Source organism: Acidimicrobiales bacterium, from assembly GCA_025455885.1.
Classification (GTDB): domain Bacteria; phylum Actinomycetota; class Acidimicrobiia; order Acidimicrobiales; family Acidimicrobilacustridaceae; genus Rhabdothermincola_A.
Window position 1 is genome coordinate 55,810 of record JALOLR010000005.1, and the last position, 11,354, is coordinate 67,163.

General features: G+C 74.0%; 14 protein-coding genes. 6 read left to right on the forward strand and 8 right to left on the reverse strand.

The genetic code is table 11. The annotated features are described in order from the left end of the window. Nucleotides 1-4 precede the first annotated feature (4 nt). Entirely contained in the window at nucleotides 5-1,177 is a 1,173-nt protein-coding gene (locus MUE36_05530) for a hypothetical protein (GenBank protein MCU0310383.1), read from the forward strand. Between the two features lie 187 nt (nucleotides 1,178-1,364). Continuing rightward, on the forward strand, nucleotides 1,365-1,604 hold the full coding sequence (locus tag MUE36_05535; protein MCU0310384.1) for a hypothetical protein: 240 nt from the start codon (nucleotides 1,365-1,367) through the stop codon (nucleotides 1,602-1,604). 91 nt (nucleotides 1,605-1,695) lie between these two features. On the opposite strand, the gene MUE36_05540 is transcribed toward MUE36_05535, so the two are convergent. Further along, on the reverse strand, nucleotides 1,696-2,394 hold the full coding sequence (locus MUE36_05540) for a histidine phosphatase family protein (GenBank protein MCU0310385.1): 699 nt from the start codon (nucleotides 2,392-2,394) through the stop codon (nucleotides 1,696-1,698). 62 nt (nucleotides 2,395-2,456) lie between these two features. On the opposite strand from MUE36_05540, the gene MUE36_05545 reads away from it, so the two are divergent. From MUE36_05545 to MUE36_05555, 3 genes are all read left to right on the forward strand, one after another. Beyond that, on the forward strand, nucleotides 2,457-2,657 hold the full coding sequence (locus MUE36_05545; GenBank protein ID MCU0310386.1) for a hypothetical protein: 201 nt from the start codon (nucleotides 2,457-2,459) through the stop codon (nucleotides 2,655-2,657). Nucleotides 2,658-2,756: 99 nt separating this feature from the next. After that, a complete protein-coding gene (locus tag MUE36_05550) occupies nucleotides 2,757-2,978 on the forward strand; it encodes a hypothetical protein (GenBank protein MCU0310387.1) in 222 nt (73 codons plus the stop codon). Between the two features lie 66 nt (nucleotides 2,979-3,044). After that, nucleotides 3,045-4,679: a hypothetical protein gene (locus MUE36_05555; GenBank protein MCU0310388.1), complete on the forward strand. Its 1,635-nt coding sequence runs from the start codon at nucleotides 3,045-3,047 to the stop codon at nucleotides 4,677-4,679. Between the two features lie 3 nt (nucleotides 4,680-4,682). Here the strand turns inward: MUE36_05555 and MUE36_05560 are convergent, their stop codons facing one another. After that, nucleotides 4,683-5,237, reverse strand: coding sequence for an HAD-IA family hydrolase (locus MUE36_05560; GenBank protein ID MCU0310389.1), 555 nt, complete (start codon nucleotides 5,235-5,237; stop codon nucleotides 4,683-4,685). A gap of 289 nt (nucleotides 5,238-5,526) precedes the next feature. Between MUE36_05560 and MUE36_05565 the strand changes: the two genes are divergently transcribed. Continuing rightward, nucleotides 5,527-6,288 (forward strand): crotonase/enoyl-CoA hydratase family protein, encoded by a 762-nt coding sequence (locus tag MUE36_05565; GenBank protein MCU0310390.1) that lies wholly within the window; start codon nucleotides 5,527-5,529, stop codon nucleotides 6,286-6,288. A gap of 21 nt (nucleotides 6,289-6,309) precedes the next feature. Here the strand turns inward: MUE36_05565 and MUE36_05570 are convergent, their stop codons facing one another. The 6 genes from MUE36_05570 to MUE36_05595 form a co-directional block, all read right to left on the reverse strand. Continuing rightward, a complete protein-coding gene (locus tag MUE36_05570; GenBank protein MCU0310391.1) occupies nucleotides 6,310-6,726 on the reverse strand; it encodes an NUDIX domain-containing protein in 417 nt (138 codons plus the stop codon). Next, nucleotides 6,723-7,190 carry a GNAT family N-acetyltransferase gene (locus MUE36_05575; GenBank protein ID MCU0310392.1) on the reverse strand — a complete coding sequence of 156 codons (468 nt, stop codon included), beginning with the start codon at nucleotides 7,188-7,190 and terminating at the stop codon, nucleotides 6,723-6,725. The genes MUE36_05570 and MUE36_05575 overlap by 4 nt, the downstream gene beginning before the upstream one ends. Nucleotides 7,191-7,194: 4 nt before the next feature. Beyond that, nucleotides 7,195-7,767, reverse strand: coding sequence for a hypothetical protein (locus MUE36_05580; GenBank protein MCU0310393.1), 573 nt, complete (start codon nucleotides 7,765-7,767; stop codon nucleotides 7,195-7,197). Between the two features lie 4 nt (nucleotides 7,768-7,771). Beyond that, nucleotides 7,772-8,284 (reverse strand): hypothetical protein, encoded by a 513-nt coding sequence (locus MUE36_05585; GenBank protein MCU0310394.1) that lies wholly within the window; start codon nucleotides 8,282-8,284, stop codon nucleotides 7,772-7,774. Between the two features lie 167 nt (nucleotides 8,285-8,451). Beyond that, nucleotides 8,452-10,092, reverse strand: a complete 1,641-nt coding sequence (locus MUE36_05590; protein MCU0310395.1) for an FAD-dependent thymidylate synthase — start codon at nucleotides 10,090-10,092, stop codon at nucleotides 8,452-8,454. 42 nt (nucleotides 10,093-10,134) lie between these two features. Continuing rightward, a complete protein-coding gene (locus MUE36_05595) occupies nucleotides 10,135-11,325 on the reverse strand; it encodes a M20 family metallopeptidase (protein ID MCU0310396.1) in 1,191 nt (396 codons plus the stop codon). Nucleotides 11,326-11,354 lie beyond the last annotated feature (29 nt).

The following is an 11,354-nucleotide window of genomic DNA, read 5'->3' on the forward strand; positions in this document are numbered from 1 at the left end:
TTCCATGACCACTGCCCCCTCCATCCGCAGGCGAGCCCTCGCAGTCGCGGCCGCCGCGCTCCTCGTGGCGCTGGTGACGGTGCACCCTTCCGCGGCCGGCGCGGCGTCGCCCGCGGCGGGCCCTGCCGCCGCCTGGCTGGCCGAGCTGGTGGGCCCCGGCGGATCGGTGGAGAACCCCTACGCCCCCGGTGCCCCGTCGGCGACGTGGACGGTCAACGTGGCCCTGTCCCTCGCCGCCACCGGCACCGAGCCGGCCGCCCTCGAGGCGACGCTCGGCTGGATCGCCGGCAACGTCGACGCCTACATCGTGCGGGGCGGGACCGACAACCCCGGCGCCCTCGGCTACCTGATCCTGCTCGTCACGGCCAGCGGCGGGGATCCGACCGCCTTCGGGACGCCCGTCTCCGACCTCGTGGCCCGACTGACGGCGACGCTCTCGACGAGCGAGCCCGGCCTGTTCGGCGAGCCGGACGCGTTCGCGGCGGCCACCAACCAGTCGCTGGCGCTGCTGGCCCTGGCCGCGGCGGGGGCCCCCGTCCCGGCGGTCGCGGTGCAGTGGCTCGTCGACCAGCAGTGCGACGCACCCGCCGCGGCCGCCGGGGGCTGGCAGGGCTACCGGGCCCCTGCCGGGGCGACGCTGGAGGCCTGCCTGGTGCCGGATCCGTCGGCGTTCTCCGGACCCGACACCAACACGACCGCCTTCGCGGTGCAGGCCCTCGTGGCGGTGGGCTCACCGGGCCCGGTGCCCGACGCGCTCGCCTTCCTGCGCACCGGACAGGCGACGACCGGTGCTCGCACCGGCGGCTTCGGTACGTACCCGCCGGGCGGGGCCGACCCCAACTCGACCGCCGTCGTGCTCCAGGCGCTCGTCGCCGCAGGGGAGCAGCTCGCCGACTGGGCTCCCGGTGGCGTCACCCCGCTGACCTCCCTGGAGAGCTGGGTGATCGGCGATGGTCCCGACGTCGGGGCACTCTCGTCCCCGTTCAGCGAGGGCTTCAGCGATCCCTTCGCCACCTACCAGGGTGTGTGGGGCCTCGCCCTCCGGCCGTTCCCGTTCGCCACCCCGGCGGCGCCCCCGGTCCCGGTCGTGCCGGTCGCCCCGGAGCCCGATGCCGCAGGGCCCTCGGCCGCCGTGACCGCGACACCGGTGACCGCGGCGCCGCGGTTCACCGGCTGACGCGGTCCACCGACGGCGGCCTCGACCCGGGTAGATTCATCACGTGACGAAATCAGTCGTCGACGAGGGGACCCGGCCGCGGGAGGCGGGGGCGCGATGTGGGTGGTGCGGTCGACCGCTCGCCGCCCGGACCGGCCCCGGTCGACCCCGCCGGTTCTGCCGGGCAGGGTGTCGTCAGCAGGCCTACATGGCTCGCCGGCTGGCCGCCGCCCACGAACTCGGTGACGACGACGTGATCGTCGACCGCATCGTGCTCGAGGAGCTCCAGGACCGTCTGTACTGCCTGCAGGCGGCCCTGGAGGACGTGACCCGCGACCTGGAGGTCTCGCGGGACCCCGCCGACGTCGAGGAGGCGTTGGCCTGGCTGCGCAGCAACGCCGAGCCAGTGGCCGAGCTCTGGCTCGTGCCTCGGACCACGGCCGGCTGAGGGCGCAACTTTACATAACGAGGATTATCGGCGGAGGCCGGCGGATCGGCGGTCCGCTCAGACCATCCCCGCCCGGTCGGATCACCTCCGGTCACGTGGGCGCCTCGGCCGAGCCGGAGAGCTCGCCGGCGAGGTGGCCGGTGTCGTTGAACCGGCGGAGCACCCAGCGGTCACCGAGGAGCACGACGTGGCTGATCGAGGCGTTGTCCGCCCCGGCGAAGGCGAGGCCCCGGGCACCGGTGGCCTCGGCCAGGGCGGCCCCGATGGCTCCGCCGTGGCTCACCACGACGACCCGTTCCCCCGGATGGCGTGCGTGCAGGCGCTCGAGAGCGGCCCGTACCCGGGCCCGCAGCGCCCCGGACGACTCGGCACCGGGGATGGCCCCCCACTCCTGGGTCCGGTCCATCTCGACGAAGACGGGGTGGCGCTCTGCGGCCATCTGGCGGAAGAGGCCGCCTTCCCACTCCCCCAGGTGCACCTCGCGCAGGTCCGGCTCGACCCGTGGGGTGAGCCGGGTCCGTCCCGCGAGGGGCGCCGCAGTCTCCACTGTCCGTCGCAGCGTGGTCACGTAGAGCGCGTGGAGCGTCTCGCCGGCGAGGCGGTCGGCCACCCGTTCGGCCTGCCACGCCCCCAGCTCCGAGAGCGGCGGGTCACCCTGCCCGTCGACCAGCGGGAAGGGCCGGCCCGGGCGGTAGGGCGCCGACTGGCCGTGGCGGACGAGGAACAGCTCGGTGGCGCCGGGTGGGGCGGTGAAGGGTCGCTGGCCGAACTCCTCGGTCGATTCCGACATGGGAGGCAGCGTAGGGTCCCCGACCCCGCCCGGAGGACGGGCCGCCGGTAGCGTTCGCCACCGTGCGACGACTGCTCCTGACCCTCCTCGCCGTCGTGGCGCTCGCTGCGGGGTGTGGGTCGACGGGGGGCGAGTCCGCCGGGACCGGCTCGGGGATCCCCGACGTGGAGGTCACCGACCTGGCCACCGGCGACCCGGTGGCGCTGGCGTCGGTCGCCGAGCCCGGCCTGCCCACGCTCGTCTGGTTCTGGGCTCCCCACTGACCGAGTTGTCGCCAGGCTGCGCCTGGCGTCGAGCAGTTCGCTCGACAGCACGCCGATGAGGTCACCGCGGTCGGGCTCGGCGCCCGCGACTCGCTCTCGATGGCCGAGGACTTCGTGACCACCTACGGCACCACGTTCCCCATGCTCTGGGACGAGTCCGGCATGAGCTGGCGACGCTTCGAGGTCCCGAGCCAACCGGCGGCCGTGCTGGTCGGCGCCGACGGCGAGTGGATCGGGCGCTGGGCCGGCGAGTTCCCCGAGGACGAGGTGCTGCGACTGGTGCGAGAGGCTTCGGAGGCTTCGGCGCCGTCGGCGGGCTGAACCCCCGACCGTGGTGCGACCCGCCCCGCTGAGGCCCCGTCGGGACTGCGGTAGCGTGATCGGGCCATGTCACGAAGGATCGAAGTCGAGCTCACCAGCACCAGGGACGACGGCACGTGGACCTGGCGGGCCGCCGGGGCCAAGAAGCCGAAGGGGGAGCTCGACGGCACCCTCCTGTACGAGGGCGCCAAGATCGGCGACGTCATCCGCGCCGATGCCGACTTCCTCATCGACGGGATCGTGATCACCTCGGTGCTGGCCCCGAAGGGCGCCCGCAAGGAGCCCGAGCGCATCGAGGTGCTCGGCACCCCCCGCAAGGACGATCAGCTCGTCACCACGACCTTGGCCCCGAAGGGCCGGAGCGACCGGGGTGAGCGCCGTGACCGTGGTGATCGTCCGCGCCGCGACCGGACCGATCGTGACGATCGACGGCCGCGTGGCGACGGCGGGCCGGCGGCCCGGGACGACCGCCGTCCGCGCCGTGACGGGGACGGACGGCGCCCGCGTCGCGAGGACGGCGAGCAACGGAACCGCTCCGACGACCGCCGGCCGCGGCCACCGCGTCCCGCTCCGGAAGCCAAGCCCAAGCCGAAACGGCTCCGCGCCGGGCGGGTCCACCGGGCCGAGGTGCTCGCCGGGCTGCCCGAGGAGCAGCGCCCGGTCGCCGAGCAGGTCCTGCGGGGCGGCATCCCCGCCGTCCGTCAGGCCGTGGAGAAGCAGAACGAGGCCAATCGGGCCGAGGGCCGCCCCGAGATCAGCCCGGCGCCCCTCCTCGCCCTCGCCGAGCAGCTCGTCCCCGCTCTGCGCACCGCCGAGTGGCACGACCGCGCCGACGCCGCCCTGGCCGACGTGGCCGAGCTGGACCTCCGTGACCTCCGGTCGGTGGTCGTCGCCGCCGACGCCGGGGCCCGCGACGAGACGACCCGGGAGCTCGCCGAGCAGCTCCGCACCGCCCTCGCCGAGCGGGTCGAGTCGGAGCAGACCGCGTGGCTGGCCGAGGTCGACCAGATGCTCGCCGAGGGTCGGGCCGTGCGGGCGCTGCGCCTCAGCTCCCGTCCCCCGAAGGCAGGCGCCCCCTTCCCCGCCGACCTGGCGGTCCGCCTGGCCGCAGCCGCGTCGGCCTCCCTCACCGCGGAGACCGGGACGGAGCGCTTCGCCACCGTCCTCGACGCCCTGGCCCACTCGCCGGTGCGGGCCCAGGTCACGGCGCAGGGCGTCCCCGAGCCCCCGGGCGACGACCTCGTGGCCGCGGTCCGCAAGCTGGCGTCACGGCTGCCCCAGATCGCCGCCCAGTTCGGCATCGAGGCCCCGCCGGCCCCGACCAGAGGTGCGAAGGGGCGACCCAAGGGCAAGGGGGGACGACCCGTGCCCCCGCCACCGCCCGTGCCCGACGCCGCCCCGGCGGCCGTCGATGCCGGTGAGCCGGCCCCGGTCGCCCTCGATGCCGGTGAGCCCGCCCCGGTCGCCCTCGACCCCGGTGAGCCCGCCCCGGTCGCCCTCGACCCCGGAGAACCCGCCCCGGTCGCCCTCGATGCCGGGGAACCCGCCCCGGTCGCCCTCGACCCCGGAGAACCCGCCCCGGTCGCCCTCGACCCCGGAGAACCGGCACCGGTCGCCCTCGAGGCCACCGAGCAGCCCTCCACCGAGACCCCGCCGAGCGCCCCGGCCGAGGACGCACCCCCGGCCGACGACCAGGACTGACCCTCAGCGACCGATCAGCTCCAGGAGGTCGAGGGGGTGGTCGAGCACCACGTCACCGGGAGCGGCCCGGGCGCGGGGGTTCCACCCGGCCAGCGCGAACGTCACGCCCGCCCGGAGAGCCGCCGACCGATCGTGGTCGCTGTCGCCGACGAAGACGGCGTGCTCCGGCCCCTCTCCCATCCCGGCGAGCACCGGGGTCGGGCTCTTGGGCCCGCCCCCGAAGCTGTCGGTGAACATCACCACCTCCGGATGCCAGCCCAGACGGGCCAGCTCGGCGTGACCGGAGACGGGGTGCTTGTTGGAGCACACCCCCCACCGATCGACGCGGTCGAGCAGGTCGACGACGCCCGGGAAAGGGGCCACCACCTCGGTGTCGTAGAGCCGCACGTACTCGTCGAGGTCGACGCCCAGGCGGGCGCACTCCTCCCCCACCACGCTCCCCATCCTCACCGCGGCGACGTCGACGCCGAGGGCCTCGAAGGGGGCCAGCAACGCCCGGTCGGAGTCGAGCAACGTGCCGTCGAGGTCGAAGACCACGACTCGGATGCGGGGATCCACCAGGTCAGGCCCGGGCGCGCCCGGCCCGGCCCCGGTAGGCCCCGGAGACCGGTTCCTGGTCCCATCGGGCACCGCACGACTCACACCGGCACGAGTCGAGGTGGAGCGAGCCGAGGTACAACCGGTCCACCTGGTAGGCGCCGCAGAAGGGGCACCGCAACGGACCCGAATCGGGATCGGTGGAGGTGCCCGGCCGCGTCATGGCGGAGGTCACCGTAGCCCTGTGCGGCCCACGGACCGTGGAACCCGTCGTCGGGCCGGCGTCGACGGGGTCGATAAGGTCCCCGTCATGGTCGATTACGAAGTCCGGGGCCACGTCGCCCTCCTCACCCTGAACCGTCCGGAAGCCCGCAACGCCGTCAACGGCGAGGTGGCCCAGGCCATGGAGGCGCACCTCGATCGCCTCGAGGACGATCCGGACGTGTGGGTGGCCGTCCTCGCCGCCAACGGCCCGGTCTTCTGCGCGGGTGCCGACCTCAAGGCCATCAACAGCGGCAAGGCCGGCGAGCTGGCCACCGCCAAGGGCGGCTTCGGCGGCATCACGACGCGGGAGCGGCGCAAGCCCGTCATCGCCGCGGTCGACGGTCTGGCCACCGCCGGCGGGTTCGAGATCGCCCTGGCCTGCGACATGATCGTGGCCTCCACCGACGCCGCCTTCGGCCTGGCCGAGGTGAAGCGGAACCTGGTCGCCGCAGGAGGGGGCCTCTACCGGCTGCCGAAGGTCGTCGGGAAGAGCATCGCCCTGGAGGTGGCGCTGACCGGCCAGCCGCTGAGCGTGGAGCGGGCGTACCAGCTGGGGCTGGTGAACCGGGTCACCGAGCCCGGCGGGGCCCTCGCCGGTGCCCTCGAGCTGGCCGAGACGATCGCCGCCAACGCTCCGCTGTCGGTGTGGGAGAGCCGGGAGCTCGTCCTCATGGCCGACTGGGAGGACGAGGCGACCATCAAGCGGGCCACCGGCGAGGCGTTCGGCCGGGTCCTCGCCTCGGAGGACACCAAGGAGGGGCTCGGGGCCTTCATCGAGAAGCGTGCTCCGGAGTGGAAGGGCCGCTGAAGGGCCCGCTCGCACCGCCGGTCAGGTGATGGCGTCGAGCACGCCCCACTCGTGGAGGAGCTCGGCCAACCCGTCGACGAGGGCCATCGAGGCCACCTCGTCGAGGGTCACCCACCGAGCCTCGGCGGCGTCGTCCCCGGCGACCGGCGTCCGGGCGTCGAGCACCGTCGTCGCGAAGTCGAGCACCACGAAGTGGGTCTCGTCCGGCTGATCGGGGAGGATCTCCGCCCAGCCGAGCAGCTCCCCGCAGACACCCTCCAGACCGGTCTCCTCGCCGAGCTCGCGGACCACCGCCTCGGCCAGCGTCTCGCCCCGCTCCACCCGGCCGCCGGGGACCGACCACGCCCCGGCGGCGGGGCCCCGCCCGCGTCGGACCAGCAGCAGCGCGTCGGCGTGCACCACCACCGCCCCGACGGCGAGACGGGGCGGAGTGCTCACGACAGCGGCCGGTGGACGACGATCGCCCGGGCCACGAGTCCGAAGCTCTCGAAGAAGTTCTTGGTGTCGCGCATGCCGGGAAGGGCGAGCGCGTCGACGCCGCAGGCGCCCCGCTCGGTCGCCCAGGCCACGATCCGATCCATCATCGCCTCCCCCACGCCGACGTGGCGGGCCTCGGGGGTGGTGTACAGGTCTTCGATCACCGCCAGCACCGAGCCGTCGGCCAGCTCGTCGAGGCGGGTCACCCCGTAGCCCACGACGGCGTCGTCGATCGTGCCGCACAGCACGAGGACGTCGGCGGCGGCGATGGCGGCGGCCAGGGAGGGGCCGTGGGGCGGTCGGCGCCCGAGGGTCCGCCACCACAGGTCGCCGCCGCGGGCCGGGCGTAGCTCGTCGATCGCCTCCCCGGCGAGCCGGTCGAGCTCGGCGAGGTCCTCGGGCTGTGCGGCACGTGCCCCGTGCACGACCTCAGCCCTCGGGGTTCTCGAGCTGCGCGACCTTGTTCAGGATGGTCTTGCGACCCCGGTGCCCACGCTCGTAGTCGCCGACGGCCCGCAGCTCGGACGGCGTGAGCCCGTCGAGACGAGGCACCACCTGCGACGCCGAGAGGTTGTCGTAGTCGGGGATGGCCAGCGTGGCGACGTCCACCTCCGGCCCGACCGGCTCGGCGGGCCGGGGGTCGGTGTCGGGCGCGGCCGCGGGCGTCGCCGGTGCCGTCCGTGGCTCGGGGCCACGGTCGCGCTCCTCGGCGGGAGCCAGACCCGTCCGACGCAGCACGCCCATCGCCTGCTCCTGGGCGTCGACGACCGACGACTCGAGCTTGACGCTCCCCCACTTCACGGCGAACTCGCCGACCATCCGGGCGACACCGACCTGGGCCCGCCCGCGGTCGATGAGCCCCGGCATCAGGGTCCGGGCCTCGAGGGCGAGACCCAGGGGCGCGAACACGCAGTAGTCGACGAGGTGGTCGACGGGGGAACGACGACGCTCGGCGTCGGATGGTGCCGTGGGGTCGGACGGGTCGGAGGGCGTCTCGGCCACCGGGTCATCCCCCCGCTTCGCGGGTCAGGCGCTCGATGGCCGGGCACACGGCCTCGCCGACCGGGCACGTCATCTGCCCGACCGGGCCGAACTGCCCGGCGTTGACGAGCAGGAAGCACCCGGTGCACATGAACTCGTGGGCCTTCCGGGGCACGACGCCCTCGGCGACCTCTCCGGTGGCCCGGGGCTCGGGGGCCACCTCCTCGTCCTCCTCGTCCTCGTCGTCGGCGGCGGCGATCCGGTCCTTCAAGATGGCGTCGAGATCGGCCTCGACGTCATCGGGATCGATGTCCTCGTCCTCGTCGTCGTCGTCCTCGCGCTTCGCCTTCGCCGGCGCGACCGTCTCGTCCTCGTCCTCTTCGTCGTCCTCGACGGCCACGGCGTCGACGTCGGGCTCCTCGAGGTCGTCGTCGAGGACGACGTCGACGTCGACGTCGAGATCGTCCTCGTCGAGCGCGTCCGCGTCGACGTCGGGCTCCTCGAGCTCCTCGTCGTCGATCAGGTCTTCGTCAGCCATTCGGTCCTCGGACAGTCGGCGCCGGTTGGTCCCGCGACCGGCAGATGAGAGCGGATCATACGCACGTGGGGGTGGACCCTCACCAACCCCGACCGCTCGTCGGCCAGAACAGGCGCCCCCCGACCGGCATTCCGATCGTGCGGGTGGCGCATGTCACCGTGCAGACGTCAACCGGGCGTCGCCGTCCGACCGTCGCCCTCTGCGGTCACCCGGCGCGCCTCGGCCCGGCGCTCGCTCTGGAGGCGCTCGAGCTCGGGCTCGGCGGAGTGGTCCACGAAGCGCAGCATCTCGGCGATCGCACGGTGTCCGGCCTGCTCGGCGATCAGCCGGTGCATCTCCTGGCCCACGATGCGGTAGGCGGGGTGGCCTTGCGGCGTCGTACGCAGCTCGATGAGGTGCATCGCCTCGCGGGCGTTCATCTGCATCACGAAGCGGACCTTGTAGGCGAGGGCGACGGCATAGGGGGCCTGCGGACGGAAGCCGTCGAGCAGCGCGTCGTGGAGCGCCGCCGAGCGGGCCATCGAGTCGTCGAAGCGATCGGCGACGCCGGCGGTCTCGACCGCCTGCGGGCGGGTGTACCCGTGGTGCGGGCTGAGCGCCTGCCATTCGATGGTGAGCATCCGATGGCGCTGCAGGTCACGGAAGGCGCCGTAGTCGGCGAGGACGTCGAAGCGGTAGGAGGGCCGCTCGAGCGCCCGACCCGGTTTGTGGCGCCTGTTGGCCCGATCGCCCTCGTAGGCCCGCAGCACGGCCAGTCGCTCGTCGGTGCTCATGGCCCGCACCCGGTCCTCGACCTGCGTCTCGGGCCAGCTCACGTACGGGTAGAGGGCGCTCGCGACCAGCTTGACCTCGGCGTCGGGGTCGTGGTCGACGAGGGTGACGACGGGGGCCGGCTCGGCGGCCTCGGGGCCACCGGGGAAGAGCCGCTCGGCGATGCGCTCCATCTCCTCGCGACCCGTCTCGAGGTAGCGGCTCCAGGCCACGCCCCGGTCGTCGAGGTCGACGCGCTTGAGGAACGACGGGATGACCTTGCGGAGCTCGCTCAGCATGAGGTCGGCGTAGGTGCGGGCCTCCGGCAGCGGGTGGGCCCGCATCCGCAGCAGGAGCTGCTCGTAGCCCTGCCCGGTGCCGTAGATCCCGACGTTCGAGAGCGCCGCGGCGGGGAGCAGCCCGCGCAGGGCGTCGAACGCCTTGGCCCGGATGGCCTGGCGGTAGACGAAGTCGCTGTCGGCGGCCTCCTTCGGCACCGTGTCGCGCAAGTGGTCCACGACGATCGGCAACAGCTCGGCGTAGGTGTCGAACATGCGGTCCATGTCACCCACGTAGCGGGTGCCGAGCGCCGACTGGAGCACCTCGGGGGGCCGGTGGAACCGGTAGCGCCCGCCGATCCGCGCGTCGTAGGCGATGTACCGGGTGGACTGCTCCAGGTAGGCCATCAGCCGGCCCCACTCGAGCACCTTCGTCAACAGGTTGGACGCCTGCTCGCAGGCCAGGTGGACGCCGCCGAGCTGGGCGACCGAGTCGTCGCCGTACTCGAAGAAGACGCGGTCGTAGAGGTCCTCGGCGCGGCGCAGGCCCACGGTGGCGTCGATCGAGGCGTCACCGGTGATGTCGAGCTCGCCGACGAACTCGTCGAGGAACAGGCGCCGCAGGCTCTTCGGCGAGCGCGAGTAGCGCGCGAACAGCGCTCCCTTGACGACCTCGGGCAGGTTCACCAGGGCGAAGACCGGGCCGTAGAGGTTGGTGAAGTACCGCCGGAGGATGTCGGCCTCTTCCGGGGTGTACTCCTCGGCGACGTAGACGCTCACGGCCCGGGAGCGTACGGCGTGGTCGACGACACCCCGCGGACCCTATCGACGGGGGGCGGCGGGCTCCGCAGCGTCCGCCGGGGTGCCTCCGGCCAGCAGATCGGGGGCGGCCCACAAGTCCGCGATGGTCATCGCCATCGCCTTGGCCCCGTCGATCACCGCCGTGTCGCCCGCCGGTGAACCGGCGGCCAGCGCGAACTCGGGCGTGTGGATGGACACGCCCTCGGGGGCGACCGCGATCATCGGGTGGATGCTCGGCACGAGGTACGAGACGTTGCCCATGTCCGTGCTGCCGCAGACCTGCACGTCGTCGGACGGGTCGAGGAGCGGTCGGCCGAGGGCGGCGGCGTTGGCGGCGTACAGGTCCTCCAGCACCGCGTCGGACCGCAGGTCGGCGTAGGCCGGCTCGAGCCAGGTGTGGCGCAGCTCGCAGCCCGTCGCCAGCGCGCCGGATCGCAGGGCGTCGAGCACCCGCGCCTTGAGCGGTTCGAGGCGTTCGAGGGTGCCGGCCCGGACGTACCACTGCATGGCGGCGTGGGCAGGGACGATGTTGGGCCGGTCGCCGCCGTCGGTGAACACCCCGTGGACCCGCTCGTCGGGCCGGATGTGCTGGCGCAGCGCCGCCACCGCCGAGTAGCCGAGCACCGCGGCGTCGAGGGCGTTGCGGCCCTTCCAGGGGAACGCCGCGGCGTGGGCGCTCTCCCCCGTGTACTCGACCTCGAGGCGTTGGACGGCGATCGTGGTCATCCGCCGCAGGTCGTGGTCAGCGGGGTGGACCATCAGCGCGGCGTCCACGCCGTCGAAGGCACCCTGGTCGGCCATCAGGACCTTCCCGCCGCCGCCCTCCTCGGCGGGTGTGCCGAGGACCAGCACCCTTCCGCCGAGCTCCTCGGCGAGCGCCGCGGCGGCCAGCCCCGCCCCGAGGCCGGCGGCGGCGATGACGTTGTGCCCGCAGGCGTGGCCGAGCCCCGGCAACGCGTCGTACTCCAACAGCACGGCCACGGTTGGCCCTCGGCTGCCCGCCCGGGCCGCGAAGCCCGTCGGCTGGCCGTAGGCCCCGCGCACCGGGGCGAGGCCTTCCTCCTCGAGCACGGCGGTGAGCGTGTCGTGGGCGTGGAACTCCGCGAAGTTCTCCTCGGGGTGGGCGTGGATGTCACGCGACACCCCCACCAGTCGGTCGGCGCGACGGTCGACCTCCTCGCACAACCGGCGCTTGGTCTCGGTGAGGTCCACGGCGCCGACGTTACCGGCCCCGGGAACCG